The sequence below is a fragment of the Klebsiella aerogenes genome, from assembly GCA_029027985.1.
GTDB lineage: Bacteria > Pseudomonadota > Gammaproteobacteria > Enterobacterales > Enterobacteriaceae > Klebsiella > Klebsiella aerogenes_A.
The window spans coordinates 261,057-286,260 of record CP119076.1; the positions used below are offsets into that span (position 1 = coordinate 261,057).

Below are 25,204 nucleotides of genomic sequence, written 5' to 3' on the forward strand. Positions count from 1 at the left end.
TATGCTTACTTACCCTCCCGTAAAAAAAGTCTCGGTGGTTATCCCGGTTTATAACGAACAGGATAGCCTGCCGGAGCTGCTGCGCCGCACCGATGCTGCTTGCGCGACGCTGGGACGCCAATATGAAATTCTGCTGATCGACGACGGCAGCAGCGATGATTCCGCGCGCATGCTGACCGACGCCGCCGAAGCCGAAGGCAGCCACGTCGTGGCGGTGCTGCTGAACCGTAACTACGGCCAGCACTCGGCGATTATGGCGGGCTTCAGCCATGTCACCGGCGATCTGATCATTACCCTTGACGCCGACTTGCAAAACCCGCCGGAAGAGATCCCGCGTCTGGTGGAGAAAGCGGATGAAGGCTACGACGTCGTCGGCACCGTGCGTCAGAACCGTCAGGACAGCATCTTCCGCAAATCCGCGTCGAAGATGATCAACCGTCTGATTCAACGCACCACCGGTAAAGCGATGGGCGACTACGGCTGCATGCTGCGCGCCTATCGCCGCCACATTATCGACGCCATGCTCAACTGCCATGAGCGCAGCACCTTTATCCCGATTTTGGCGAATACCTTCGCCCGCCGCGCGGTAGAGATCCCGGTGATGCACGCCGAACGTGAATTCGGCGACTCCAAATACAGCTTCATGCGCCTGATTAACCTGATGTATGACCTGGTGACCTGCCTGACCACAACGCCGCTGCGTTTGCTGAGTATTTTCGGCAGCGTGATAGCCCTGCTGGGCTTCGCCTTCGGTCTGCTGCTGGTGGTGCTGCGTCTGGCCTTCGGTCCGCAGTGGGCGGGAGATGGGGTGTTTATGCTCTTCGCCATCCTGTTTATGTTCATCGGCGCCCAGTTTGTCGGTATGGGTCTGCTCGGGGAGTATATCGGCCGCATCTATAACGATGTCCGGGCCCGCCCCCGTTACTTTATTCAACGTGTTGTTCGCCAGCCGGAAACGGCATCTCAAGAGGAAGATCGTTCATGAAAGCAGTAGTCTTCGCTTATCACGATATGGGTTGCGCAGGTATTCAGTCACTGCTGGATGCCGGTTATGAAATCACCGCTATTTTTACCCATCCGGATAATCCTGGCGAAAACCATTTCTTTGGTTCCGTGGCGCGTATTGCTGCTGAGCAAGGTATCCCGGTATGGGCGCCGGAGGATGTTAACCATCCGCTGTGGATTGAACGTATTCGCGAGATGAAGCCGGACGTGCTGTTCTCGTTCTACTACCGTAACCTGCTGTGCGATGAGATCCTGAACATCGCGCCGAAAGGGGCTTTCAACCTGCATGGCTCTCTGCTGCCGAAATACCGCGGCCGCGCGCCGCTGAACTGGGTGCTGGTTAACGGCGAAAGTGAAACCGGCGTTACCCTGCACCGCATGGTTAACCGCGCGGACGCGGGCGATATCGTCGCTCAACACACCGTGGCGATCGGCCCGGATGACGCGGCGCTGGCGCTGCACCGCAAGCTGTGCGCCGCCGCTTCTGAGCTGCTGGGCCAGGCGCTGCCGGCAATCCGTGAAGGTAAGACGCAGGAGCGCGCGCAGGATCACAGCCAGGCAACCTATGTAGGCCGTCGCACGCCGGAAGATGGACGTCTCGACTGGGACCAACCGGCGCAAACGCTGCATAACCTGGTGCGTGCGGTGTCTGATCCATGGCCAGGCGCGTTCGGCTATGCCGGTGCCAACAAATTCATCGTCTGGAAATCCCGCGTGCGCACTGACCTGCCAGCGGCGAAACCGGGTACCGTTATCTCCGTGGCACCGCTCGTGGTGGCCTGTCAGCAGGGCGCGCTGGAAATCGTGACCGGCCAGACTGAACGCGGCGTTTACATGCAGGGCACCCAACTGGCGCAAGCGCTGGGCCTGGTGACCAGCGCGGTACTGAGCAGCAAACCGGTGGTGGCGATTAAGCGCCGTACCCGTGTGTTGATCCTCGGTGTGAACGGCTTTATCGGCAACCACCTGACCGAGCGTCTGCTGCAGGACGACAACTATGAGATTTACGGCCTGGATATCGGCTCTGACGCCATCAGCCGTTTCCTCGACAACCCGCGTTTCCACTTCGTTGAAGGCGATATCAGTATTCACTCCGAGTGGATTGAATACCACATTAAGAAATGTGATGTGGTGCTGCCGCTGGTGGCGATCGCGACGCCGATCGAATACACCCGTAACCCGCTGCGCGTGTTCGAGCTGGACTTCGAAGAGAACCTGAAGATCATCCGCGACTGCGTGAAATACAATAAGCGCATCATCTTCCCGTCGACTTCTGAAGTATACGGCATGTGCACCGACAAAAACTTCGATGAAGATACCTCCAACCTGGTGGTCGGGCCGATCAACAAACAGCGTTGGATCTACTCGGTGTCCAAACAGCTGCTGGATCGCGTGATTTGGGCCTACGGTGATAAGTACGACCTGAAATTCACCCTGTTCCGTCCGTTCAACTGGATGGGGCCACGCCTGGATAACCTCAACGCTGCGCGTATCGGTAGCTCCCGCGCTATCACCCAGCTGATCCTCAACCTGGTGGAAGGTTCGCCGATCAAGCTGATTGAAGGCGGCAAGCAGAAGCGTTGCTTCACCGATATCAGCGATGGTATCGAAGCGCTGTTCCGCATCATTGAGAACAAAGACGGCCGCTGCGACGGGCAGATCATCAACATCGGTAACCCGGAAAACGAAGCGAGCATCAAAGAGCTGGCTGAAATGCTGCTCGCCTGCTTCGAGCGCCATCCGTTGCGCGATCGCTTCCCGCCGTTCGCTGGCTTCCGTGAAGTGGAAAGCAGCGATTACTACGGCAAAGGCTACCAGGACGTTGAGCATCGTAAGCCGAGCATTCGCAACGCTAAACGCTGCCTGAACTGGGAACCGACCGTGGAGATGGAAGAGACCGTCGAGCATACCCTCGATTTCTTCCTGCGCACTGTTGAGTTAACGGACGATAAAAACTCATGAAACAAGTCGGCTTACGCATAGATGTCGATACCTTTCGCGGTACGCGGGACGGTGTTCCGCGTCTGCTGGACCTGTTGGGCCAGCACGGGATTCAGGCAAGCTTCTTTTTCAGCGTCGGGCCGGACAATATGGGGCGCCATTTATGGCGCCTGGTAAAACCGAAGTTTCTGTGGAAGATGCTGCGTTCTAACGCGGCATCGCTGTATGGCTGGGATATTCTGCTGGCTGGCACCGCGTGGCCGGGACGCAGGATAGGGGCGGGTAATGAAGATGTTATCCGCGCCGCCGCGCAGAACCACGAGGTGGGTCTGCATGCCTGGGACCACTATAGCTGGCAGGCGTGGAGCGGAGTCTGGCCTCAGGAACGTCTGACGCTTGAAGTCGAGCGCGGTCTGCTCGAACTGGAGCGGATTATCGGCCACCCGGTTACTTGTTCAGCTGTTGCTGGCTGGCGTGCTGACCAACGGGTGGTCAAAGCCAAAGAATCTTTCGATTTCCTCTACAATAGCGACTGCCGCGGCACGCGGCCTTTCCTGCCGCAGCTTGGCAGCGGAACCCTCGGCACCGTACAGATCCCGGTGACGCTTCCCACATGGGATGAAGTTGTCGGTAGTGCCGTGGATATCGCGGGTTTTAACCGCTATCTACTGGACTGCATCCATCGCGACAAGGGCACGCCGGTTTATACCATCCACGCCGAAGTGGAAGGGATTGCCTATGCTGACCAGTTCGATGAGCTGCTGACCATGGCGGCGGAAGAGGAAATTCAATTTTGCCCACTGAGCCAGCTGTTGCCCGCTGACTTTAGCGAGCTGCCGTCAGGCAAAGTGGTCCGTGGTGAATTGGCTGGCCGGGAAGGTTGGCTTGGACGTGAACAATTACTGGGCTCGGGTGTATGAAAAGCATTCGTTATGGCGTCTCTCTGGTTGTGCTCTTTGCACTGTATTACTTACTGCCGCTGAATTTCCGTTTGCTCTGGCAGCCCGATGAAACCCGTTATGCGGAGATCAGCCGCGAGATGCTGGCTTCCGGCGACTGGGTGGTGCCGCATCTTCTGGGGCTGCGTTACTTTGAAAAGCCAATTGCCGGTTACTGGATTAACAGTATCGGCCAGTGGCTGTTTGGCCATAATAACTTTGGCGTGCGTTTCGGCTCGGTCTTCGCTATCACCGTCAGCGCGCTGCTGGTGGCGTGGTTAGCGTGGCGTATTTTCCGCGATAAGCGGGTGGCGGTACTGTCTCCCATTATCTTCCTGACCGCGCTGCTGGTGTATGGTATCGGCACTTATGCGGTGTTGGATCCGATGATTACCATGTGGCTGGCGCTGGCGATGTGCAGCTTCTGGGGCGCCAGCCAGGCGCAGAGCCACGGCGGGAAAATTCTCGGTTACGTACTGCTGGGTGTCGCCTGCGGTATGGGGGTGATGACCAAGGGCTTCCTCGCGCTGGCGGTGCCGGTGGTCGGCGTCCTGCCGTGGGTCATTGCGCGTAAACGCTGGCGTGAAGTCCTGACTTACGGTTGGCTGGCGGTGGTGGTGTGTACGCTGGTGGTGCTGCCGTGGGGGCTGGCTATCGCGAAGCGCGAGCCTGATTTCTGGCGCTACTTCTTCTGGGTCGAGCATATTCAACGCTTTGCCGAAAAAGACGCGCAGCATAAAGCGCCGTTCTGGTACTACATTCCGTTCCTGATCGCTGGCAGCCTGCCGTGGTTGGCCTTGCTGCCGGGCGCGCTGAAGCGCGGCTGGAGCGAACGCGATGATGCTCGCGGCGCGCTGTATCTGTTGGGCTGGGTGGCGATGCCGTTCTTGTTCTTCAGTATTGCGAAAGGCAAACTACCGACCTACATTCTGCCGTGCTTTATGCCGCTGTCGATCCTGATGGCCCGCTATGCGCTGGATGCGGCGAAGGCGGGGGCGAAAGCGCTGCGGATCAACGGTATGATCAACTTCGGCTTCGGTCTGATTGGCCTGGTCGCCGTGCTGGTGGTGTCGCCGTGGGGCTTTATGCGCCAGCCGGTGTGGACGCAGATCGAGCTGTATAAATGTCTGCTGGCGGCGATTGCCTTTGCCGTATGGGCGCTGATGGGGTGGCTGGCGATGAAAGACAACGGTCGTCGCTGGACTCTGGCCGCCATCTGTCCGCTGGGGCTGGCGCTGCTGGTTGGCTTCGCTATCCCGGATCGGGTTATCGACAGCAAACAGCCGCAGTTCCTGGTGGATATCGTTAGCGAATCCCTGGCGCCAAGCCGCTACGTACTGACCAACAACGTCGGTATCGGCGCAGGACTGGCCTGGGAGCTAAAACGCGACGATATCATCCTGTATGAAAAACAGGGCGAGCTGAAATATGGTCTCGACTGGCCGGACGCGCAGGACAAATTTGTGGCGACCAAAGCGTTTGCTGACTGGTTAGCGACGCATCGCCAGCAGGGGCCGGTCTCGCTGGTGCTGCTGATGGATAAGGGCGAAACGATGAATGAACTTGCATTACCGAAACCGGATAGCTCCTACGTGCTGGGCCGCGTGGTGTTTATTCAGTATCTGCCGCAATGAGCGTCTGGTTCATTCTGGTACTCGCCAGCCTGCTTAGCTGCGCAGGCCAACTGTGCCAAAAGCAGGCGACCCGCCCGTCCCGTAGCGGACGGCGCGGGCAGCACATCCTGGTCTGGCTGGGATTAGCCTTGTTATCGCTCGGCGGCGGCATGCTGCTGTGGCTGGGCGTACTGCAGGCCATCCCGGTCAGTATCGCTTACCCGATGTTGAGCCTCAACTTTGTCTGGGTGACGCTGGCGGCGTGGGGGATCTGGCGTGAACCGGTGGCGCGCCGCCACTGGGTTGGCGTCGGGCTGATTGTCGTCGGCATTGCCGTATTGGGGAGTAGCGTCTGATGGGCTTGATCTGGGCGTTATTCAGCGTCGGGCTGGTCAGCGGCGCGCAGCTGCTGCTACGCAGCGCGATGGTTGAACTGCCGCCGCTAACCGATATTCTTACCTTCCTCAATCACCTGCTGCATTTCCGCCCTGGCACCTTCAGCCTGGCGTTTGGGCTGCTCGGCTATCTGCTGTCGATGGTCTGCTGGTACTTCGCATTGCACCGCCTGCCGTTGGCAAAAGCCTATGCGCTGTTGAGCCTGAGCTATATTCTGGTGTGGGCTGCGGCCATCTGGCTGCCCGGCTGGCATGAGCCGTTTTACTGGCAATCGCTGCTGGGGGTACTGATTATTATCGCTGGCGTGCTCACTATCTTCTGGCCGGTTAAACCGCGCCCCTGAAGCGTTGAATGTGCGCTGCCGTCAGCGAGAACGGCGTCGGCGTACAGACCGCAATACTCAACCCCTCGAACTGAATCTGGCTTAACGACAGCGCGCCGCGAAAGGTGCTGTCGACCGAGGCTATCTGCCAGGCGCTGCCGCCACGTTGCTTCACCAACGCCTCTTTGCGCGTCCAGATACGCCAGAAGGCGGCTAACTGCCGCTCCGGCGCTTCCTGCTCCAGCTCTTGATGCTCGCCGACGCTAAACAGTGCGTTAGCTAACCGCTTCCAGCCCTCACGCGGACGAATCACTTCGATATCGCAGCCAACCTCGCCTTCATCGCTCAGCAATAGCGCGATATCGTCGCCGCTGTGGCTAAGGTTAAACCACCACCCGCTATCGAGGGGAAAAGCCGGTTTTCCCTGTGCGCCGTAGTGAATATTCGCCAGCGGCGAAACCGCATGCGCCAGCAAGGCGCGCCCGGCGAGCCAGCTCATTCGCCGCGGGCCGTCAGGCGCCTGAGCCATCCGTTCCGGCGGCAGCGGCAGGGTGCTAAGCGTTGAGATCTTACCAAGGATAAGCTGATACATTTCAGGACCAACGCTGAATGATGATTGAGGTGTTAATGCCGCCGAAGGCAAAGTTGTTGCTCTGCAGGAATTCACAATCCACCCTACGAGCGTCACCCATGATGTAATCCAGCGCGCCGCAGTTGGTATCGGGTTTATGCAGGTTCAGCGTTGGCGCAAACCAGCCCTCGCGCATCATCTGCAGGCTCATCCATGCCTCCAGCGCCCCGCAGGCGCCAAGGGTATGGCCGAAGTAGCTTTTCAGCGAGGAGATTGGCACGCTGTCGCCATAAATCGCCGCCGTCGCTTGGCTCTCGGCGATATCGCCGCGGTCGGTTGCCGTGCCGTGGGCGGAAATATAGCCGATATCCCGGGCGCTTAAGCCCGCTATCTTCAACGATTGTTCCATGCAGATTTGCATGGTTTCACGCTGCGGTTGGGTAATATGCGCCGCATCGCAGTTGGTGGCGAAGCCGACGATTTCGCCGTAGATGGTCGCGCCGCGCGCTTTGGCGTGCTCCAGCTCTTCCAGGATCAGGGTGCCCGCGCCTTCGCCAATCACCAGACCATCGCGTTGCTCATCGAACGGGGAAGGGGTCGTTGTCGGCTCGTCATTGCGCTGGCTGGTGGCGAACAGGGTATCAAATACCGCCGCTTCCGATGGGCATAGCTCTTCCGCGCCGCCAGCGATCATGATCGTTTGGTAACCGTGGCGAATGGCTTCCCAGGCGTAACCGATCGCCTGACTGCCGGAAGTACAGGCGCTGGAGGTCGGGATAACGCGGCCGCGCAAGCCGAAAAACAACCCGGTATTGACGGCGGTGGTGTGCGGCATCATCTGTACATAGGTGGTACCGGTGATATTGTTGGTGTGCTTTTCCGTCAACATGGTGGCGAATTCGCTCACCGAGTCGGTGCTGCCGGTCGATGAGCCGTAGGCAATACCGGTTTCGCCGTTGGTCAGCACGGCATCGCCAATGAGCCCCGCCTGTTCCAGCGCTAACTCGGTGGCGCGGGTGGACAGCCGCGACACGCGCCCCATCGCGCGAATGCGCTTGCGGGTATAGTGCTCGGGCAGGGTGAAGTGGTCGATCGGCGCGCCCAGCAGCGTTTGCAGCCCGTCATAAACCAGCCATTCCGGCATTTTGCGCACGGCATTTTTATATTCCCGCAGCCGGGTGGAGATATCCTGCCAGTTTTCCCCAAAGGCGGTGACGCCGCCCATCCCGGTAATGACCACGCGACGTGTCATAGCATCCCTCCATTGATGGAAATCACCTGCCGGGTGACGTAGCCTGCGATATCCGACATCAAATAGCTGGCCAGCCCGGCTACTTCATCCGTCTGTCCCATGCGTTTCATCGGGATCATCGACATCGCCTCTTTCAGCGCGATATCTTCCATTTCGATCATGCCCGTGTCGATAAGCCCAGGGGCGATGCAGTTAACGGTAATTTTGCGTTTGGCGAGTTCAATCGCCAGCGCTTTGGTGGCGCCGATAATCCCCGCCTTAGCGGCGCTGTAGTTAACCTGCCCACGGTTGCCCATCACCCCGGAAACCGAAGACAGTGTGATAATACGTCCGCCCTGGCGCGCGCTAATCATCGGCATGATGCACGGGTGAATGACGTTATAGAAACTGTCGAGGTTGGTGTGGATCACCGCATCCCAGTCGTTATCGCTGAGCGCCGGAAAGGCTGCATCACGGGCGATTCCGGCGTTGCTGACGATCCCGTACCACGCGCCGTGGTCGGCAAGATCCTGTTCCAGCGCTTCACGGCACTGTTCGCGATGAGCGACGTCAAAGCTGAGCAGTCGGCCTGCGCCGCCAGCGGAAAGTATCGCGTCCAGCGTCTGTTGCGCGCCCGAGGCATCGCGATGATAGTGGACGCCGACGACAAAGCCGTCCGCCGCCAACTGGCGGGCGATAGCGCGACCAATGCCTTTGCTGGCGCCGGTAACTAAAACTGAACGACTCATTCTGACGCTCCTTGTTGAAATAGGGTGGTGAGCTCGTCTGCGGTGGGCTGGAAGGTGTTAACCCGCCCGCTCGCCAGCACCTCATCGTCTACCATAATGACGCCTTCGAAGCTGCCGAAACGCTCGTCCTGCATCAGCAGCTTCACGTTGATGGACAGCGTTTTTCCGCCCGGCAGACTCCCCGCCGCGCAGACTAATTCACGTGCGCCAAGCACCATGCCTAATACGCTGGACGTATGCCCCTGCTGGCGCCGATGCCAGCCGGACCAGACGCCGATAGTTTGCGCGATGAGTTCAAGGGCGAACCAGCCGGGCAGATGGCCATCAGCATCGAGAAACGGCGCCAGAACGCTATTGGCCGAGACCGTAACGCGGCAGGCGGCGGTATCGGCGGTGACGCAGGCGACCTCCTCCAGCAGCAGCATCGGCGTGTCGTGCGGCAGATAGTCTGCAGGTGATAAATAGTGGCTCATCACATTCTCCCGATCAGGATGCTGGCGTTATTGCCGCCAAAGGCAAAAGAGTTAGACAGAATAACCGGGCGCATTAGCGGCTGGGGGGATGCAATGATGCCGCATGGCGGCAGCGTTTCATCACGCGGCGACTGGCTGAAATCCTGCGCCGGCAGCGGCAGGTTTCGTTGCAGGATCAGCATACTGATGGCGGCTTCGGTGATCCCTGCCGCGCCCAGCGTGTGTCCGGTCAGGTGTTTGGTGGAGCTGCACGGAACATGCTCGCCAAACAGCGCATTGACGACGCAGGACTCTATCTGGTCGTTCAGCGGCGTGGCGGTGCCGTGTAGATTAATGTAGCCCACTTGTTCTGGCGCGAGGCCCGCGTCATCCAGCGCCTGCTGAATGGCGCGAATCGCCCCTTCACCCTGCGGATGCGGGGCGGAAATATGGTGGGCATCGCTGGATTCGCCGATGCCCAGCAGTGCGATGGGCTGCGGTTCGCGGGTCAGCAGCATCAGCGCCGCCCCTTCGCCGATGGTAATACCGCTACGGTCGCGGCTAAACGGCTGGCAGCGCGTGGGTGAAAGAGATTCCAGACTGTGGAAGCCGTTGATTGGCATCCGGCTAAGGGTGTCCGCGCCGCCGACAATCACCGCATCCGCCAGCCCGGCGTCAATGAGCCGCCGCCCGCTGATGATCGCTCTGGCGCTGGAAGAGCAGGCGGTCGAGAGCGTAAATGCCGGGCCATCCAATTCCAGCCAGTGGCTAAGAAAGCGCGACGGATCGCCCAACTCCTGCTGCGGATAGCGCCAGGCCAGGCTTGGCTGGCCGTTAAGCGTCAGCGTCACGTGCGCATCGCCCTCATCCAGACCTGAAGTGCTGGTGCCAAGCACCACGGCAACCCGATCCGGCCCATACCGGGCGATGGCGCTATCAACCTGTGGCTGGATTTGTTCGAGCGCCGCCAGCAGTAGCTGATTATTGCGTGAACGATGTTGGCTAAATGCCTCAGGAATGACCGGCAAGTCGCCATCGACGCCAGCGAGCACCGCCTGCGGGTGCCCCTGCAGCCAGCCTGCGCGCGTGCGCATGCCGGGCGCGATGCCACGAACCAGATTGGCCGCGATGTCATCGTTATCGTTGCCCAGGGCGTTAATCATGCCGACCGCAGAAATGTAGATCATCTCAGTCACCCAGATATTGAATGGTGATGTGGTATTTAAAAACATGCTGTTCGATGCTGATGGGCTCGCGCTTATCTTTCCGATTCATATAGGTGATTTCTGTCACCAGTTTACCGTGCGCGTTGCGTAGTTCGCGTCGGTCGCCGTGGTCGATCAGCGTCCAGCCTTGGGGTAACCGAGGTTGCCAGGCGTCAATCGGCCAGTGGCTGAGCATCACATCGGCCAGCACCTGGCTGGCTGGCGGCAGCTGTGGAACCACAATCGATTGTTCCGCGTGCAGCCCTTTTTCATCATAGGTCACAAGGAACAAACGGATACCGACGGAAGACAATCCTGCGAGGGTGAGTTTTTTATCATCGGCATTGAGCATCACCAGCAGCGATTGGGTGTGGCCGTTGAAGCGGCCGGTCAGCAACTGCTGCGAGCTGATGGCCGGCGAGATGCCCGGCGGCGGCAGCGTGACACGCGTACCCGGCTCCAGCCACGCCTGCGGACGGCCTTCCGGCGCGGGCTGTGAGTGGCTGCAGCCCGCCAGAAACAAAGCGGCGATCAGGGCCAGTGCCGGAGAGCGACTGCGCTTGCATAGGCCAAATAAGGCGAAGCCGCCATCCGGCAAAAGGTCTCTCAACATATGACATGTCCGTCTTATCATCGTCTCTTGTTCTCTTTTTTCGCGGGCATCGCCAGCGGTGAAAGCAGGAAGGCAGCGAAAATACCGCTCACCAGCACAATGCCGAAGCTGCTGATGGCCTGGGTGGCGCTAAAGACCAGCATGCCGAGCGTCAGCAGGGTGGTCATCATCGCCAGCGTAATGGCCAGTAGCGATGTCAGCGGAGTGCCGTGCGGGTTACTGAAAAACAGCGTGTAGTTAATGCCGATCCCCAGCACCAGCACCAGCGCCAGCAAGGAGAACAGGTTGACCGTGTGCCCGCTGAGCGCCAGCGCCGTCAGCCCGCAGCCCAGCGACAATACCGACGGCAGCAGGCTGATGGCCCCTTTACGCCAGCCAAGACGGATCATAGCGCCGCAGGCGATGACGGCCAGCGCTACCAACAGCAGGCCGGTTAACAGGTTGCGATAAAGGGCGAACAGTTCATCAAAGGTGCTTTTACGATCCACCCAGGCAACGCCGATGTGCTGTTCGCTCAGTGCCTGCAGCGCGGCGCTGTTTTTTACCCCAGCGACCGGAACCAGTACGCCGCTTTCGCCATCGGCCAGCGTCAGCCACAGCAGCCGCCAGCCTTCGCTGGCCGGGCTGGCAAGCCAGTTCTCGACCGTCACCGGCATCGGCTTGAGATCGGGATTGATCGTTGCTATCCCCGCGCGCTTCAGCGCCCGGCTAACCACGGGCGCGGCGCGTTGCAGCAGGGTAAGGTCTTGCTGCTGCCGGGCGAGCGAATTCAGAGGAATGGCGCGATATCCGCTGAGCATGCCGTCGGTTTTTGCCCGATCCAGCGCGGGCGTAAACGCTTCGAGGCGCTGCAGCGTCTGTTGGGCGGATTGGCCGTAAACCACAAACCATTTCTGATCGACGCTTTGTCCGGTGAGGGCGGTGATCGCTTTCTCCTGGGCCAGAATGTCCTGCGGCAGCGCCTGCAGCTGCGCAATGTCATCATCTACCCGTAGCGTCGCCAGTCCCACCAACGAGAACAGCGCCAGCGCAATGGGGAGGCCAATGGACAGCTTTTTATTGCGCCGCCAGGCGGCGAGCCAGCGCAGCATCAGCGCCATGGCTGGCACCGGGCGTACGGGCAGCCCGCGACACAGCCACGGATGCCAGAAAATCACCGTCAGGCACGAAGCGCTTAGGCCGACCGCCGCGAATAGCGCCATCTGGCGAATCGCGGGGAAGGGGGCCAGCATCATAATCAGATACGCCGCCACTGTGGTCAGCAACGCCAGCAGCAGCGCATTACGCACTTTGGCGAGGCTTTGCCATGCTGACGATTCCGCGCCATGCACCATCCGTTCGGTCAGGTAATAGAGCGTATAGTCGGCCGAAATCCCGATGATGCTCATGCTCATCACCAGGGTCATCAGATGCAGCTCGCCAAACGTCAGCAGCGTCACGACGGTGCCCGCCAGCGCGCCAGCGCCGATGGAGATCAAGCACAGCAGCAGCGGACGCAGGGAGCGAAATACCGCCAGGATCAACAGGATCACGCCGAACAGGGTTGCTGCGCCGAGCGTTGAGATATCGTGCTTCGCCTGCTGGCTGGCGTAATCGCTATAGAATACGGTGCCGCGCGACAGCAGCTGCGCCTGCGGGTAGCGCGCTTTGAGTTGCTCCTCAAGCTTGCCGAGCGTGGTGACCAGGCGGTGCGTCTGCTGCATATCGAACGACGATCCCGCCAGTTCGCCATGCAACAGATACCAGAGGTTGCCCTGCGCGTCTTTGGCTACCAGCCAGCCGTCCTGCAGCTGCATACGCTGGCCGCTTTTCGCCATCGCCAACTGCGAACCGCGCATTAGCATCAGTGGATCGTTGCGCAGCTCTTTACCGCTGACGCCGGAAAAAGCCGAATAGAGCTGCGAGAGGATCCATTGCGCCTGCGCCTCGCCGTCGTTTTGCAGGCGCGCGCGGGTGTCCGGATCGAGCAGACCATTGCGATGTTGCCAGAAAAAGTCGCCCCATGCCTGCTGGCTGTCGGCGTCCATCGGCCCTTTCACTTCAGCCAGCGCGTGTGATTTTTGCAGCAGTTCCAGCCAGTCGCGGGCCACCTGCGGGTCGGCCTGCTTACCCGGGCTGACCAGCCAGACCAATTGGCGGTCGAGTCGCTGCATAAAACCGTCGTTCAGGTTGGGCGGGATCGCGCCGAGCGTCTGCTTGGGTAGCATCGCCAGCACGCTGCTGTTGATTCTGGCCTGAGGCAGCAGCGTCATCAGCGCGCCCAGCAGGATCAGGCAGACGACTCCCCATAACAGCGCAGGACGTTTACTGGGCGGCAAAGCGTTGGCGTTCGTCATCGGTCAGTCGCGCGGGCGTCAGTTGGTGTTGAGAGAGCGTGATATCGGTGCGATCGCCCTGTTTATCGTTGAGCTGAATGTGCTCCAGATACGTCTTCCCGGCCAAATCAATACTGGCGAAGATTTTATCCAGCGGCGTGGTGATGGGCGTCAGGCGCAGCGTCCACTGGCCTGCGCCTTTATCGGCAAATTCCACGCGGAAGTTTGCTTCCAGCACCTGTCGATCCGCCTGGAACAGCGCGCGCAGCAGGTGGTTAAACTGGAACATCTGCGGGTTGTTCTCGGCGGTGATGATTTGCGGCGGCTGGCCGTTAATCGCCTGCACCATCCGCTTGTCATCCAACAGCAGTCGCATTGGGAATGGGGACGTTTGATCCCACAACAAACCCTGGTCGCGCGCGATCAACATCTGCCCCTGCGATCGCAGCGGCTGCGGCAGATCCTTAATGGTGCGGATTTGATCGAAGTGGGCGCGAACCACCGGTTGCTCGGTAAATCGTTGTTGCAGGGAATCGAGCGTCAGGGCGCTGACCCATGGACTGATAAACAGCCCCAACAGCAGCAGTAATCTCATGGCGTGATCCCCATGCGCTCAAACAGGATATCCGGGCTGACGAAGCACATCTCGCGGCTGTTCTCTTCCACCGCGACCTGGATGGTATAACCGCTGGTGGTGCGCTTGCCGCTATCGGCATCAAAAATGTCGTAGCCAATACGCAGACGATTTTCGAACTCTTCTATTCGCGCGCGCACGCGAATACGCTGCTCGAAGGTGATAACGCCGCGGTACTTGACGCGGGTATCGACCACTGGCCACAGATATCCTGAGGCTTTCATTTGCCGATAGCCGTAGTTGAACTGGTTAAGTAGCGCCTCACGGGCAATCTCGAAGTAGCGAAAATAGTTGCCGTGCCACACGACGCCCATCATATCGATGTCATGAAAGGGAATGGTCAGCTCTACTTCAGCCGTAAAACGGGGATCGTTCAGCACCCTTTACTCCTTGTCTTTGGCATCTGGCAAATGCCAGAAATCGAAAAAGTTAAACCAGTCGAGCGGCGACTGTAGCGCGTAATGCTCCAGCCGTTCGGCGTAGCGGTCGATAGCGTGCTGTAACGCCTGCTGGCGGTCGGCGCGCGGCAACAACAGCGGGTCGGCAAACGACTCGCAGTAGATATGCAGTTTACCCTGCTGGCGCAGAGCGAAAATCAAATTCACCGGGCAGCGTAAAATTGCGGCAAGGATAAACGGCCCCTGAGGGAAGGGGGCGGCTTGCCCCATAAAACGGCTCCAGCAGACGCGCCATTCGCCGCCGCGCTGCGGGTTCACCGCAATGCGGTCGCCGACAATGGCGATCCACTCCCCGCGATCCAGTTTCTCCTGGAGCAGGATCGCGGTTTCCGGGCCGATGTCGGTCACCGGCATCAGGTTGAGCCCAGCCTGAGGCGCCATCTCCGCCATAATTTGTTTAAAGCGTTGGGCGTTCTCGCTGAAGACCAACGCATTGATGATTTTGCTGCCTTGCAACTGCGCCAGCGCGCGGCAGGCTTCGACATCGCCGAGATGTGAAGCCAGCAGCAGTTTCCCCCGCGGCTCGTGGATATTCAACGTCTCTTCGGCACCTGCGGCAAAGACCACATCGCGGCCAAACTGCATCTCGCCGCGCCAGCTGGCGATTTTATCCAGCATCGCCTCGGCGAAGCGCAGAAAGTGCCGGTAGCTGGTGAGCGTTGGCGGTACCGGCATCCGGCGCGCGGCGAGCTGTTCACGCACGCGGGTTATCCAGCGTTGTGAAGCGCGCCTGGCCGTGGCGGCCGTCAGCCAGTAGACGCCAACCACCGGATAGAGCAACAGCGAGAATGCCTTGCGTCCCAACAAGCGCCATACCAGCAGCATCAGGCGCATTCCCCATAATCCTTTGACTTCCTGCTGGCGGGCCCAGTGCGGCGAGGCGCGCCGAAGCAGCAGCGAGGGAATGCGCGGCAGCATGCCGAGAAACAGACGGGTGTGCATCAGCGAGATGCGGCAATTATCTTTGACAGCATCGAAATGAGACAAACCATCCACCGGGTAGGTCACGCGGGTTGGCACAAAGTAACTGGTATGGCCCTGCCAGTAGAGGCGCACCATCACTTCGGTATCAAAATCCATGCGTTGACCGAGCGTGACGCGCTGCGCCAACTGTAGTGTTGGCGCAACCGGGTAGACGCGAAAGCCGCACATGCTGTCTTTTAACTGTAGCGACAGCGTTTCAATCCACACCCAAACGTGGGTTATCCAGCGCCCGTACAGGCGCGAACGCGGGATGGAGTCATCGTATATCGGCCGCCCGGAGATCAGCGACTCAGGATGCGCCTGCGCCAGCGCCAGCAGCTGCGGGATATCTTCGATGGCGTGTTGGCCATCGGCATCGACCTGCACCGCGTGGCTAAACCCGGCCTCCGCTGCGGCCCGTAATCCGCGAATCACGGCGGCGCCTTTGCCCGCGTTTTCCGCTAAACGGATTAAGGTCAGGTTGGCGGTTTCCGCCGCCAGTCGCGCCAGTTCCTGCTGTGTGCGGGTATCGCTGCCGTCATCCACCACGATGCAGGGCAGACCAAACGGCTGCAGACGCGCCAGTACCTGCGGCATCATCGCGCCATGGTTGTAGCAGGGGATCAGGATGCAGGGAGAAAACGCTAACGACATAAACGAATCTTCCCGCTGCTGGCGGTTTGGCGGGTTTCACCGTCGTGACGCTGGTAGCTAAAGGTCAGGGTCTGGCGGGTTTCCTGCCAGTGCAGGGTGAGCGTGACGATCGCGCCCGGTAAGAGCGGCGATTGGAATTTCACATTCTGAATGTGGTGAAAACGCCAGCCGGGAGCGAGCAGCTCGGCAGCGTAATGCATCGCCCAATCCACCTGTGCGACGCCGGGCAACAGCGGTTGCACGGCAAAATGGCCGCGAAACCAGAATAACGCCGGGTCGAGAGATAAAACGATTTCAACCCGATCGGCTTGCGGCTGACGGCGCTCAATTTCATGGGGCTTCATGAAATAACTCCTGTAATTGCGCATAGACACGCTTATTCATACTGTTGACGGGGATCGCGTCAATGACCCGCCAGTAACGGGGGATCGCGACCGGCTCCAGCCAGGCGCGCAGCGTTTTCCGCCATCTCAATTCCTGGCTTTTCCCCCAGCGCTGGCGGGCGTCGTTATCCAGCACCAGCAATGCGCCGACGCTTTGGCGGCTGCCGCGGGTGATGGGAATGGCGGCGGCATCGAGGATGCCCTCCAGCGCCAACAGGCGCTGTTCCACTTCATTGAGTGAAATACGTTTTTCTTCAATTTTGACGACCCGATCCCGGCGCCCGTGAAGATGAAACTGACCGTTGGCAGAAAAATGCAAAATATCGTTGAGTAACAGGCCGTCATTATCCGTAAACAGCGGTGAAAAGACGCGAAAAGCGTCACCTTCTGGTTGGAAATGAACGTCAGGAAAAGGCTGCCAGGGCGTATTATCCTGCTGGCGGTAACGGCAGGCGAGCACCCCGGTTTCGGTGCTGCCGTAGATTTCATCCGGCCAGACGTTGAACCAGCTGGCGGTCTGCCTGGCATCTTGCCAGAGTAAGGCGCCGCCCGCTGACAGAATCATGGCGACCGGCGGGGGGACGAGCCGCCGATCGAGACGTTTGAGAAAGGCCGGGCTGCTGATAAACAGATAGCGACGCTCGCAGCTTAGGGCCGTCAACTGTTCGGCGTACTCAATCGTTAGCGCGTGGAACGGTAAACCGAGAGCCATCGGCAGAAATAAGCGGAACGTCAGGCCGTACAAATGCTGCGGCGCCACGGAGGCCACGACCTGACAGCCTGGCAGGCGGTCAGCGTAGTGCGTTGCCAGCAGCGCCGCTTCACGGTCGAGAACCACGAGCGGTTTGATGACCCGCTTCGGCTGGCCGGTCGAACCGGAAGTAAACAGTTCGATGCAGGCGCCATCGTCGATTGCCGGGAAAGCCATGTCGCCGCTCGCGGCCGCCATCGTGGAGCGGACAACCTGCAGCGGCCCGCGCCAGTCCAGCGCCGTATCGCTCAGTACGCCATCGAACAGCGTGCGTTGCTCGTGTAATAGCGATACGCGGCAGTGGCCGGGGAGCACCGGTGTTTTACCCGCGTGCAGTGTTGCCAGCAGTGCGACGAGAAACAGATAGCTATTTTCAAAGCACAGCGCCCAGCGCTCTGCTGGCTGCTGTTGCAGGTGTGCGAGCAGGTGGGCGACATCGTGGCGTAGATGCGCGAGCGTCCAGGTGTGCGCGTCCTGCCATGCGATCGGCGTTTGCGCCGGACGCGGGGCGCTGAGCCACTGGTCCAGCGTAAGGCGTTGCTTCATGGTTTATCTCGTTTTATCACCCGTTGTCGTACTACCCACTCACCGGCCATCAGCGCGCCTATCAGCAGATAGGAAATCATGCCGTTCCAGGCGGTCCACAGGGGCATATCGCCATACAGCGCGGTAAAGAGCGCCATGCCGCCATTGATGATGAAAAAAACGCACCAGATTTGGGTGACGCGCCGGGTATAGCGTACGGCGGCGTCCGGGAGAACCGGCTCACGCAGCCGCGCCAGACGCTCGACTATCGGCATGGTTGACCATAGCGAGCCGCCAAACACCGCCAGCATCACGCCGTTCACCACCACGGGATAAAACAGCAGTAGCTGATGCGTGTTGAGCAGGTAGCTGGCAATGCACAGCGCGATGCCCGCCGCGGCCACGACCTGGGTAACGGCGCTGAGCGGTCCAGTCTGCCGCCGGGTCTGGCGAAAACGTAAAAACAGCAGTAGCGCCATGAGCGGCAGCAGCCATGGCAGGCGGTTATGCGCCAGACCAAACCAGATTAAAAACGGCCAGGCCAGCAGTAACAGGCCTGTCAGCAGCGGAACCACTGGCAGTGAGCGGGTGCCCGACACGGTGAATTATTCTGCTGTGAGCAGGCGTGCTAACGCATCGACCACATCCTGTACGGTGCGGACGGCCTTAAACTCTTCCGGCTTGATTTTCTTGCCGATTTTCTTTTGCAGATGGACGATCATGTCGATGGCGTCGATGCTGTCCAGCTCAAGGTCTTCGTACAGGCGAGCCTCGGGCTTAATGTCCTGCGGATCGATTTCAAATACCGTTATCAGCAGCGTGGAGACTTCTTCGTAAATGGCTTTTTGTTCGGTCATAACGGCTCTCCTCAGGCACGCTGCGCTTGAATAAATGATGCCAGCGTGGCGACGGAGAAGAAATGCTGGCGCATCTCCTCGCTCTCAGCCGACAGCACCACGCCGTACTGGTTTTTTACCGCCAGACCCAGTTCCAGAGCGTCAATAGAGTCCAGACCCAGGCCATCACCAAACAGCGCGGCTTCGGTTTCAATATCGTCAGCGGACAACTCGTCCAGATTCAATGTGCTGATAATCAGATTTTTAATTTCAAGATAGAGCGCTTCCATCATTAATTCCTGTTTCAGGTGTAGTGCCTGATTGTAATTTAAGCAAAATATGCCGGTTTAACTGCCTTGCGGCCAGTGCCGGTTCTTGTCTGGTTGCATCGTAAAATTGGTCGATGCGCAGCCGCTCGCCGACCGTCACGGTAAATCGCGGCTTAGTGGGCGGCGCATCGTACCATTTGCTCTGTTTACCCAGCATATGCTCGGTACAACGGATCACCACGATGCGCAAATCGCTGCCGCAGCGCACAGCGATATTGGCGGCGCCGCGCTGTAGCTGCATTTTTTCTCCCGGAACCGTGCGTGTGCCTTCCGGGAAAATCAAAAGGCTATCGCCCTGCTGCAAACGTTGCCGACTGGCCGGGAGCAGGACATCCGCTTGATCGTTAATCAGGTAGTCCGCGGCGCGGATCACTCCGCTGACAAACGGGTTTTTCAGCAACGAGCTTTTTACCAGGCAATCGACCTCTGGCATCACCGAGGCCAGCATCACGTAGTCGATGAGGCTGGGATGATTGGCGACAATCAGACAACCGTGCTCCTGACGCAAAATATCACCCCCGTCAATGCGGTAATCGAGTACGCCGACGCTTTTCACCACGGTGAGAAAACAGCGGAAACTGGCTGAAATACTGCGCCGCGCCAGGCGACGGCGACGGGTTTTATCACGTACCGCCACCAGCAGCAAATTAAACCAGACGACGGAAAGCAGCAGTCCGCCCATGCCAAACAGCGCGAAACAGCACCCGGTCATGGCCGCTCGCCAGAGTCGGTTTACGCGACGGAAAAGCGGCTTCATGCGCGGCTCCAGCGCCACTGCATGCGCTCGCCGGGTAGCGTGAAGGTGCGGGCGTTCTGCAAATAGTGCTGTAAAAACAACAAACTCTGCGGCAGGGGGGGCTCTGCGCCAGTTTCATGGCGCCGGGCTTCGCAGTGCCATTCATTACCGGACTCAATCACCCACGCCGCCGCGTAGGGCCAGGTTGGCATGGCGGGCGGCAACTGAGGGTGGTAAAACTCGGGCAGGAAGCCATCGAAATCGACCATCAAAACGCGTTGGTAACCGGCCTGCAGTAGCCCCATCACCTCGAACAGCCCCTGCTGGAAGGTATCGCGCCCGGCAGAAAGGGAGGATGACACGATGGGCTTTTTCGCGGCGATCGTCAGATTGCCCACCGCAGAGTTATGCACGGATAAGGCAAAATCGGTTGGCGAGACCGCCTGATCCGTTGCCAGCGCATGCAGGATCCGGTAGTTGCGTTCCAGTTCACCATGGCGGCTGGTATAGAGAATGGCATCGATTTCATGGCGACGGAGCATCGCCAGCCCACATTCGACGGCCAGCTTGCTGCCGGAGCTGAGGCGGCGGGCGGTCATCATTGGCAATTCGCTGAGTTTGGCTATTGGCGCCGCTGGATCGAAGGTGTGCGAATGCCGTGACCATTGCCGCCACTGTTCGGCTTCACTGAGTCCGGGAGCTCTGGCCTGCCAGTCGATTATGTTCAGGGTAAAATTCATCTACTCGCGTCCGCGGTAAGCCAGTGTTTCGATGATCGCGGCGTTATAGAACCCGGCGATAAACGTCACGAAGCCGCTCATTGGGGGCTTTGCAACCGGAAATCGGCCTCGCCAGCTAAGGGGGACGCCAAGCATATCCGCAGCGCTGAAAACATGGCGATGAGATAATCCTGTATTTTCGGCATTTTCAGCGCTAAGTGCAATTTATTGCGCTAATCTCCTCACGCAGAGTGGGATCTTTCCTGAATCTATTGACGTTGCGCCAGTGACTGCATTTGTCGAATGGACGTGGTAATCATTGTTGGGGCGGCGGTTAAAAAAACGGCCCCCGGTCGTTGAACCGGAGGCCGCGGCGTCAGGGCAATAAAATTAATTAATGACCAGGGTATTGATGATGCTTTCCGCTTCGGTCTGCGCCTGTTGCTGGTTGTCAGCCGGCAGGGTCACCTGCAGGGTCAGCAGTTTGTCATCTACCTTGCCGAGCAGCACAGAAGACCATGCGGTCTGGCCCTTGGCGGAGATGATGCTGTCCAGCTGCTGCAGCGTGTGGCCCTTAATCTCGACGGATTTGTTGGTGACGACCTGCAGCTGCGGGTCGCGGCTGCGCTGCTGATCTTCCAGACGTTTGGACAGCACCGCCAGATCTTCGTTGGTGTTGTCGCCGACGATCACGATGACCGCTTTCTGGCCGGTGGCGTCGGAATAAACGTGCATATTGTTGGCCTGAGTGCCCAGCTTACCGCTCTGGTCGGCCATGCCCGCAGGCAGAGTGAAGCTCAGCTTGCCATCCAGCAGGCTGATAGCCTGGCCGCTGGTATTGCTCTCCGCTGCCGAGCCGACGGTCGGCGCTTTTGAATCGCTGTTATCACAGGCCGCAAGCCCCATAACCAGCAGGCCAATACCGACATATTTAACCACATTGCGCATTGACATCTTCCTTTCGATAAACGGCCATTAACGGCTCATCCGGTTATCTTATCACAACCGTTAGCGAGTACCTTTAACCTGGCTGCAATGCCGACAAATCAGATTTATCCGCCAGTCTTTTCAATAGCATATTCAACAGTACGCCATACATTGGCAAGAAGAAAACGATGCTGATAAGCACTTTAAAGCTGTAGTCGACGATGGCGATTTCACCCCAGTGGGCGGCCATAAACGGATCCGGGCTGCGCCAGAAGGCGATAAAGAAGAAGGCCAGCGTGTCGCTGACGTTGCCGAACAGGGTTGAGGCCGTCGGCGCCAGCCACCAGCGGCGATTCTGACGCAGGCGGTTGAAGACGTGGACGTCGAGGATTTGCCCCAATGCATAGGCCATAAAGCTGGCGGCGGCGATACGGGCGACGAACAGATTAAAAGTGCCCAGCGCGGCAAAGCCCTGCCACTCGCCCATGTAAAACAGCGCCGAAATGCCATAGGAGATCACCAGTGCCGGGATCATCACGGCGAAGATGATGCGTCGCGCCAGCGAAGCGCCGAAAACGCGGACCGTCAGATCGGTTGCGAGGAAGATAAACGGAAAACTGAACGCGCCCCAGGTGGTATGAAAACCAAAAATGGAGATCGGTAGTTGGACCAGGTAATTACTGGAAGTGATCACCAGCAGATGAAATAGCGAAAGCCAGACGAGCGCTTTCTTGCGCTGTACGGTAGTAAAAGAATTCATATTTTGACCTTTTTATGCCCGTCATACTTCACCTACTGAAGGAATCGGGAGCGGAACGTTGGGGTGAGGGAACCCAATTAAAAACGGCTGCATGATACTGCGTTGCGGGCGTAATGCAATGGTTGTTTTTCGCGCAAACGTTAACCTGGCTTGCGTACTGGCGAACTGGGGGTAAACTAGGGCCGTTTTGTTGAAGTGAGATAAAAATGAGCGAACTTTTCTCCAGTCCTGACCACACCCTGGATGCCCTGGGGCTCCGCTGCCCGGAGCCGGTCATGATGGTGCGTAAAACCGTACGTACGATGCCGGTAGGCGAGACCCTGCTGATTATTGCCGACGATCCGGCCACCACCCGTGATATTCCCGGTTTCTGCCTCTTTATGGAGCATGAGTTGGTGGCGCAGGAAACCGAAACCCTGCCGTACCGCTACCTGATCCGTAAAAGCCACTGAGCCAGTCCCGGATGGCGGCGCGTGGCGCCTTATCCGGGCTACCCAACAGCACTGAACCGTAGCCCTGCTAAGCGTAGCGCGAGCAGGGAAATCCCCGGATGTGGGCAACCCGCCAGCATCGAACTGTAGCCCTGCTAAGCGTAGCGCGAGCAGGGAACATCCCCGGATGTGGGCAACCCGCCAGCATCGAACCGTAGCCCTGCTAAGCGTAGCGCGAGCAGGGAACATCCCCGGATGTGGGCAACCCGCCAGCATCGAACCGTAGCCCTGCTAAGCGTAGCGCGAGCAGGGAAATCCCCGGATGTGGGCAACCCACCAGCATCGAACCGTAGCCCTGCTAAGCGTAGCGCGAGCAGGGGAATCCCCGGATGTGGGCAACCCACCAGCATCGAACCGTAGCCCTGCTAAGCGTAGCGCGAGCAGGGGAATCCCCGGATGTGGGCAACCCACCAGCATCGAACCGTAGCCCTGCTAAGCGCAGCGCGAGCAGGGAAACCCGTATTTACCGTCATCACTTTTTACGCAATAACCGCAGCGCGTTAGCGGTGACCAGCACCGTCGCCCCGGTATCCGCCAGCACCGCCAGCCACAGGCCGGTCAGGCCGAGTAGGGTGGTGACGAGGAAAATACCCTTCAATCCCAATGCGATGGCGATATTCTGGCGGATATTGGCATGGGTGGCGCGCGCCAACGAAATCATCTGCGCCAGACCGGTCAAACGGTTATGGGTTAGCGCGGCATCGGCGGTTTCCAGCGCCACGTCGGTGCCGCTGCCCATGGCGATACCGATAGTGGCCGCTTTCATCGCTGGGGCATCGTTAATGCCGTCGCCGACCATTGCCAGCGGCGCCGCGCTGTTGAGCGTCATCACCGCTTTGACTTTGTCCGCCGGTAGCAGTCCGGCGCGGAACTCCAGCCCCAGTTCGTTGGCGATAGCCGCCGCGGCGCGCGGATTATCCCCGGTGAGGATCACGCCCTGTACGCCCAACTGATGCAGCTCATCCACCGCCTGACGCGCATCGTCACGCAGGGTATCGCGCAGCGCCAGGATGCCGAGCAGCGCATCATCGCGCATCACCAGCACCACCGTTTGTCCGGCGCTCTCCAGTTGCTGGATCTGCGCATCATGTTCTGCCGGGGCGGCTTTGCTGGCCGCGCAGATTAAGATACGGCTACCGTTCACCTCGGCTTCGATACCGGAACCCGCCAGCGCCCGCTGGCCATGAGCGACGGGAATGCTTAGCTTACGCTGTTGCGCTTCGCGGACGATAGCCTGCGCCAGCGGGTGGCTGGAACCTTGCTCGACTGCCGCCGCCAGCGCCAGCAGCGCGTTGTCGTCCACTTCCGCTGTGGGAATCACACGGGTGACCTGGGGTTGGCCGATGGTCAAAGTACCGGTTTTATCGAACGCCACCTGGCGCACCTGTCCCAGCTGTTCCAGCGCCGCACCGCCTTTAATCAGCGCCCCGCGCCGTGCGGCGACCGCCAGACCGGAAGTAATCGCCGCCGGTGTGGAGATAACCAGCGCGCACGGACAGCCGATCAGCAGCAGCGTTAAGCCTTTATAGATCCACGGCAGCCAGGCGCTGGCGAAAAACAACGGCGGTACGACGGCGACCAGTAGGGCCACCACCATAATCGCCGGGGTGTAGATCCGGCTGAAGCGATCGATGAAGCGTTCAATCGGCGCCCGGCGCTCTTCGGCTTCTTCAATCAGCTTGAGGATACGGTCAATGGCGCTATCGCCCGGTTCGGAGATCACGGTAAGCTGCACCAGGCGATCGACGCTGGTGGCGCCTGCCGCCACGCGCTCGCCGGCATTACGTTCCACCGGCACGGATTCGCCGGTTAGCGCGCTTTCGTCAAAGCTGGCGAATGGCGATAACAGTTCGCCGTCGGCTGGCAGACGCCCACCGGCGGCGACTTCAATCACATCGCCGGGACGCAGATCGCGCTGGGCGACGGTTTCACGCTCGCCATTGCGCAGGCGAATGGCGGTATCGGGTTTCAACGCCATCAATGCGCTCACACCCTGACGCGCGCGGCTGGCGGCCCAGCCTTCAAGCCGTTCGCCGATCAGGAACAATAGCAGTACCATCGCGGCTTCGGCGGTGGCGCCGATAAACAGTGCGCCAATAGCGGCGACGCTCATCAGTGTTTCAATTGCGAACCAGCTGCCGCTTTTAATCAACCGCAGCGACTGACGGGCAACTGGCCACAGGCCGACCAGGGTGGTGGCGACAAAAGCCAGTTTGCCGAACGGGTGGTTGAACTGCTCCAGCCCCCAGCTTAGCGCCATCATCACCACCAGGCTGATTAACGCCAGGTTTTCTCGCAGCCAGGATCCCTGCGGTTTTTCTTCTTGCGGCGCGTTGGCATCGCGCAGCGTATAACCGGCGGCGCGCACGGCGTTTTCAACCTGCGAACGGATATCGCTTTCGGCGTTGACCAGCAATTTTTCGGTGGCAAATAGCACCTGAACCTGGCTGACGCCGTCGATTTGGCGAACCGCGGTTTCTACTTTACGGGCGCAGGCTGCGCAGTCCATGCCATCCACCTGCCAGCTGTAGCGGGCGCCGCTGAGCGGCTGGTCAGCGGCGGCGGTTTCCCCGGCGCAGGCGTGGTCGGTGCAGCAGCTTTCAGCAGGTTCTGTTGCCGGTGATAATTTGAATGACGAGAATTGAGGGACTTTTTTGTCCTGAGATTCTGGTGTCGACATGGCACCC

Annotated in this window: 27 protein-coding genes; 7 read left to right on the plus strand and 20 right to left on the minus strand. The window is 59.4% G+C overall.

What is annotated here, in order from left to right; translation table 11 throughout:
- Window position 1: 1 nt before the first annotated feature.
- Genes arnC through arnF form a run of 6 tightly spaced genes read left to right on the plus strand, consistent with a single transcriptional unit; the run spans window position 2 to window position 6,236 of the window.
- A complete protein-coding gene (gene arnC, locus PYR66_01180) occupies window positions 2-985 on the plus strand; it encodes an undecaprenyl-phosphate 4-deoxy-4-formamido-L-arabinose transferase (GenBank protein WEF28378.1) in 984 nt (327 codons plus the stop codon).
- On the plus strand, window positions 982-2,967 hold the full coding sequence (gene arnA, locus PYR66_01185; protein ID WEF28379.1) for a bifunctional UDP-4-amino-4-deoxy-L-arabinose formyltransferase/UDP-glucuronic acid oxidase ArnA: 1,986 nt from the start codon (window positions 982-984) through the stop codon (window positions 2,965-2,967). Before arnC ends, arnA begins: the two co-directional genes overlap by 4 nt.
- Window positions 2,964-3,866 carry a 4-deoxy-4-formamido-L-arabinose-phosphoundecaprenol deformylase gene (gene arnD / locus PYR66_01190; GenBank protein ID WEF28380.1) on the plus strand — a complete coding sequence of 301 codons (903 nt, stop codon included), beginning with the start codon at window positions 2,964-2,966 and terminating at the stop codon, window positions 3,864-3,866. Before arnA ends, arnD begins: the two co-directional genes overlap by 4 nt.
- On the plus strand, window positions 3,863-5,518 hold the full coding sequence (gene arnT / locus PYR66_01195; protein WEF28381.1) for a lipid IV(A) 4-amino-4-deoxy-L-arabinosyltransferase: 1,656 nt from the start codon (window positions 3,863-3,865) through the stop codon (window positions 5,516-5,518). The genes arnD and arnT overlap by 4 nt, the downstream gene beginning before the upstream one ends.
- Window positions 5,515-5,853 (plus strand): 4-amino-4-deoxy-L-arabinose-phosphoundecaprenol flippase subunit ArnE, encoded by a 339-nt coding sequence (arnE, locus tag PYR66_01200; protein ID WEF28382.1) that lies wholly within the window; start codon window positions 5,515-5,517, stop codon window positions 5,851-5,853. Before arnT ends, arnE begins: the two co-directional genes overlap by 4 nt.
- Window positions 5,853-6,236, plus strand: a complete 384-nt coding sequence (gene arnF, locus PYR66_01205) for a 4-amino-4-deoxy-L-arabinose-phosphoundecaprenol flippase subunit ArnF (protein WEF28383.1) — start codon at window positions 5,853-5,855, stop codon at window positions 6,234-6,236. The genes arnE and arnF overlap by 1 nt, the downstream gene beginning before the upstream one ends.
- Here the strand turns inward: arnF and acpT are convergent.
- From acpT to PYR66_01300, 19 genes are all read right to left on the minus strand, one after another.
- A complete protein-coding gene (acpT, locus tag PYR66_01210; protein ID WEF28384.1) occupies window positions 6,220-6,807 on the minus strand; it encodes a 4'-phosphopantetheinyl transferase AcpT in 588 nt (195 codons plus the stop codon). The genes arnF and acpT overlap by 17 nt on opposite strands.
- A gap of 1 nt (window position 6,808) precedes the next feature.
- On the minus strand, window positions 6,809-8,038 hold the full coding sequence (locus PYR66_01215; protein ID WEF28385.1) for a beta-ketoacyl-ACP synthase: 1,230 nt from the start codon (window positions 8,036-8,038) through the stop codon (window positions 6,809-6,811).
- Window positions 8,035-8,766: a 3-ketoacyl-ACP reductase FabG2 gene (locus PYR66_01220; protein ID WEF28386.1), complete on the minus strand. Its 732-nt coding sequence runs from the start codon at window positions 8,764-8,766 to the stop codon at window positions 8,035-8,037. The genes PYR66_01215 and PYR66_01220 overlap by 4 nt, the downstream gene beginning before the upstream one ends.
- Window positions 8,763-9,239, minus strand: a complete 477-nt coding sequence (locus PYR66_01225; protein WEF28387.1) for a 3-hydroxy-fatty acyl-ACP dehydratase — start codon at window positions 9,237-9,239, stop codon at window positions 8,763-8,765. The genes PYR66_01220 and PYR66_01225 overlap by 4 nt, the downstream gene beginning before the upstream one ends.
- A complete protein-coding gene (locus PYR66_01230; protein ID WEF28388.1) occupies window positions 9,239-10,405 on the minus strand; it encodes a beta-ketoacyl-[acyl-carrier-protein] synthase family protein in 1,167 nt (388 codons plus the stop codon). Before PYR66_01230 ends, PYR66_01225 begins: the two co-directional genes overlap by 1 nt.
- Before the next feature lies 1 nt (window position 10,406).
- Window positions 10,407-11,057, minus strand: coding sequence for a DUF3261 domain-containing protein (locus PYR66_01235; GenBank protein ID WEF28389.1), 651 nt, complete (start codon window positions 11,055-11,057; stop codon window positions 10,407-10,409).
- Window positions 11,054-13,372, minus strand: a complete 2,319-nt coding sequence (locus tag PYR66_01240) for an MMPL family transporter (GenBank protein ID WEF28390.1) — start codon at window positions 13,370-13,372, stop codon at window positions 11,054-11,056. The genes PYR66_01235 and PYR66_01240 overlap by 4 nt, the downstream gene beginning before the upstream one ends.
- Complete coding sequence (locus PYR66_01245) at window positions 13,341-13,946, minus strand: outer membrane lipoprotein carrier protein LolA (GenBank protein ID WEF28391.1); 606 nt, start codon at window positions 13,944-13,946, stop codon at window positions 13,341-13,343. Before PYR66_01245 ends, PYR66_01240 begins: the two co-directional genes overlap by 32 nt.
- The gene (locus tag PYR66_01250; GenBank protein ID WEF28392.1) at window positions 13,943-14,365 is read right to left on the minus strand and encodes a thioesterase family protein; all 423 of its coding nucleotides are present in this window, start codon (window positions 14,363-14,365) and stop codon (window positions 13,943-13,945) included. Before PYR66_01250 ends, PYR66_01245 begins: the two co-directional genes overlap by 4 nt.
- 3 nt (window positions 14,366-14,368) lie before the next feature.
- Window positions 14,369-16,060 (minus strand): glycosyltransferase, encoded by a 1,692-nt coding sequence (locus tag PYR66_01255; protein WEF28393.1) that lies wholly within the window; start codon window positions 16,058-16,060, stop codon window positions 14,369-14,371.
- Window positions 16,051-16,404, minus strand: a complete 354-nt coding sequence (locus PYR66_01260) for a hydroxymyristoyl-ACP dehydratase (GenBank protein ID WEF28394.1) — start codon at window positions 16,402-16,404, stop codon at window positions 16,051-16,053. Before PYR66_01260 ends, PYR66_01255 begins: the two co-directional genes overlap by 10 nt.
- Complete coding sequence (locus tag PYR66_01265; GenBank protein WEF28395.1) at window positions 16,391-17,740, minus strand: AMP-binding protein; 1,350 nt, start codon at window positions 17,738-17,740, stop codon at window positions 16,391-16,393. The genes PYR66_01260 and PYR66_01265 overlap by 14 nt, the downstream gene beginning before the upstream one ends.
- Window positions 17,737-18,318: a hypothetical protein gene (locus PYR66_01270; GenBank protein WEF28396.1), complete on the minus strand. Its 582-nt coding sequence runs from the start codon at window positions 18,316-18,318 to the stop codon at window positions 17,737-17,739. The genes PYR66_01265 and PYR66_01270 overlap by 4 nt, the downstream gene beginning before the upstream one ends.
- Window positions 18,319-18,324: 6 nt before the next feature.
- The gene (locus PYR66_01275; GenBank protein WEF28397.1) at window positions 18,325-18,576 is read right to left on the minus strand and encodes an acyl carrier protein; all 252 of its coding nucleotides are present in this window, start codon (window positions 18,574-18,576) and stop codon (window positions 18,325-18,327) included.
- 11 nt (window positions 18,577-18,587) lie between these two features.
- Window positions 18,588-18,845 carry a phosphopantetheine-binding protein gene (locus PYR66_01280; protein ID WEF30335.1) on the minus strand — a complete coding sequence of 86 codons (258 nt, stop codon included), beginning with the start codon at window positions 18,843-18,845 and terminating at the stop codon, window positions 18,588-18,590.
- The gene (locus PYR66_01285; GenBank protein WEF28398.1) at window positions 18,826-19,641 is read right to left on the minus strand and encodes a lysophospholipid acyltransferase family protein; all 816 of its coding nucleotides are present in this window, start codon (window positions 19,639-19,641) and stop codon (window positions 18,826-18,828) included. The genes PYR66_01280 and PYR66_01285 overlap by 20 nt, the downstream gene beginning before the upstream one ends.
- Entirely contained in the window at window positions 19,638-20,360 is a 723-nt protein-coding gene (locus tag PYR66_01290) for a beta-ketoacyl synthase chain length factor (GenBank protein WEF28399.1), read from the minus strand. Before PYR66_01290 ends, PYR66_01285 begins: the two co-directional genes overlap by 4 nt.
- A 369-nt stretch (window positions 20,361-20,729) precedes the next feature.
- A complete protein-coding gene (locus PYR66_01295) occupies window positions 20,730-21,287 on the minus strand; it encodes a DcrB family lipoprotein (protein ID WEF28400.1) in 558 nt (185 codons plus the stop codon).
- A 73-nt stretch (window positions 21,288-21,360) separates the two neighbouring features.
- Entirely contained in the window at window positions 21,361-22,026 is a 666-nt protein-coding gene (locus tag PYR66_01300; GenBank protein ID WEF28401.1) for a 7-cyano-7-deazaguanine/7-aminomethyl-7-deazaguanine transporter, read from the minus strand.
- A gap of 206 nt (window positions 22,027-22,232) precedes the next feature.
- Between PYR66_01300 and tusA the strand changes: the two genes are divergently transcribed.
- Window positions 22,233-22,478 (plus strand): sulfurtransferase TusA, encoded by a 246-nt coding sequence (gene tusA, locus PYR66_01305; protein WEF28402.1) that lies wholly within the window; start codon window positions 22,233-22,235, stop codon window positions 22,476-22,478.
- A 511-nt stretch (window positions 22,479-22,989) separates the two neighbouring features.
- Here the strand turns inward: tusA and zntA are convergent.
- Window positions 22,990-25,197, minus strand: a complete 2,208-nt coding sequence (gene zntA, locus PYR66_01310) for a Zn(II)/Cd(II)/Pb(II) translocating P-type ATPase ZntA (protein WEF28403.1) — start codon at window positions 25,195-25,197, stop codon at window positions 22,990-22,992.
- Window positions 25,198-25,204 lie beyond the last annotated feature (7 nt).

Excerpts from the sequence above, each read along its gene's own strand:
- arnC (WEF28378.1), top strand. The coding sequence starts at position 2 with ATGCTTACTTACCCTCCCGTAAAAAAAGTCTCGGTGGTTATCCCGGTT.
- arnA (WEF28379.1), top strand. The coding sequence starts at position 982 with ATGAAAGCAGTAGTCTTCGCTTATCACGATATGGGTTGCGCAGGTATT.
- arnD (WEF28380.1), top strand. The coding sequence starts at position 2,964 with ATGAAACAAGTCGGCTTACGCATAGATGTCGATACCTTTCGCGGTACG.
- arnT (WEF28381.1), top strand. The coding sequence starts at position 3,863 with ATGAAAAGCATTCGTTATGGCGTCTCTCTGGTTGTGCTCTTTGCACTG.
- arnE (WEF28382.1), top strand. The coding sequence starts at position 5,515 with ATGAGCGTCTGGTTCATTCTGGTACTCGCCAGCCTGCTTAGCTGCGCA.
- arnF (WEF28383.1), top strand. The coding sequence starts at position 5,853 with ATGGGCTTGATCTGGGCGTTATTCAGCGTCGGGCTGGTCAGCGGCGCG.
- acpT (WEF28384.1), bottom strand. The coding sequence starts at position 6,807 with ATGTATCAGCTTATCCTTGGTAAGATCTCAACGCTTAGCACCCTGCCG.
- PYR66_01215 (WEF28385.1), bottom strand. The coding sequence starts at position 8,038 with ATGACACGTCGCGTGGTCATTACCGGGATGGGCGGCGTCACCGCCTTT.
- PYR66_01220 (WEF28386.1), bottom strand. The coding sequence starts at position 8,766 with ATGAGTCGTTCAGTTTTAGTTACCGGCGCCAGCAAAGGCATTGGTCGC.
- PYR66_01225 (WEF28387.1), bottom strand. The coding sequence starts at position 9,239 with ATGAGCCACTATTTATCACCTGCAGACTATCTGCCGCACGACACGCCG.
- PYR66_01230 (WEF28388.1), bottom strand. The coding sequence starts at position 10,405 with ATGATCTACATTTCTGCGGTCGGCATGATTAACGCCCTGGGCAACGAT.
- PYR66_01235 (WEF28389.1), bottom strand. The coding sequence starts at position 11,057 with ATGATAAGACGGACATGTCATATGTTGAGAGACCTTTTGCCGGATGGC.
- PYR66_01240 (WEF28390.1), bottom strand. The coding sequence starts at position 13,372 with ATGACGAACGCCAACGCTTTGCCGCCCAGTAAACGTCCTGCGCTGTTA.
- PYR66_01245 (WEF28391.1), bottom strand. The coding sequence starts at position 13,946 with ATGAGATTACTGCTGCTGTTGGGGCTGTTTATCAGTCCATGGGTCAGC.
- PYR66_01255 (WEF28393.1), bottom strand. The coding sequence starts at position 16,060 with ATGTCGTTAGCGTTTTCTCCCTGCATCCTGATCCCCTGCTACAACCAT.
- PYR66_01260 (WEF28394.1), bottom strand. The coding sequence starts at position 16,404 with ATGAAGCCCCATGAAATTGAGCGCCGTCAGCCGCAAGCCGATCGGGTT.
- PYR66_01265 (WEF28395.1), bottom strand. The coding sequence starts at position 17,740 with ATGAAGCAACGCCTTACGCTGGACCAGTGGCTCAGCGCCCCGCGTCCG.
- PYR66_01275 (WEF28397.1), bottom strand. The coding sequence starts at position 18,576 with ATGACCGAACAAAAAGCCATTTACGAAGAAGTCTCCACGCTGCTGATA.
- PYR66_01280 (WEF30335.1), bottom strand. The coding sequence starts at position 18,845 with ATGGAAGCGCTCTATCTTGAAATTAAAAATCTGATTATCAGCACATTG.
- PYR66_01285 (WEF28398.1), bottom strand. The coding sequence starts at position 19,641 with ATGAAGCCGCTTTTCCGTCGCGTAAACCGACTCTGGCGAGCGGCCATG.
- PYR66_01290 (WEF28399.1), bottom strand. The coding sequence starts at position 20,360 with ATGAATTTTACCCTGAACATAATCGACTGGCAGGCCAGAGCTCCCGGA.
- PYR66_01295 (WEF28400.1), bottom strand. The coding sequence starts at position 21,287 with ATGCGCAATGTGGTTAAATATGTCGGTATTGGCCTGCTGGTTATGGGG.
- PYR66_01300 (WEF28401.1), bottom strand. The coding sequence starts at position 22,026 with ATGAATTCTTTTACTACCGTACAGCGCAAGAAAGCGCTCGTCTGGCTT.
- tusA (WEF28402.1), top strand. The coding sequence starts at position 22,233 with ATGAGCGAACTTTTCTCCAGTCCTGACCACACCCTGGATGCCCTGGGG.
- zntA (WEF28403.1), bottom strand. The coding sequence starts at position 25,197 with ATGTCGACACCAGAATCTCAGGACAAAAAAGTCCCTCAATTCTCGTCA.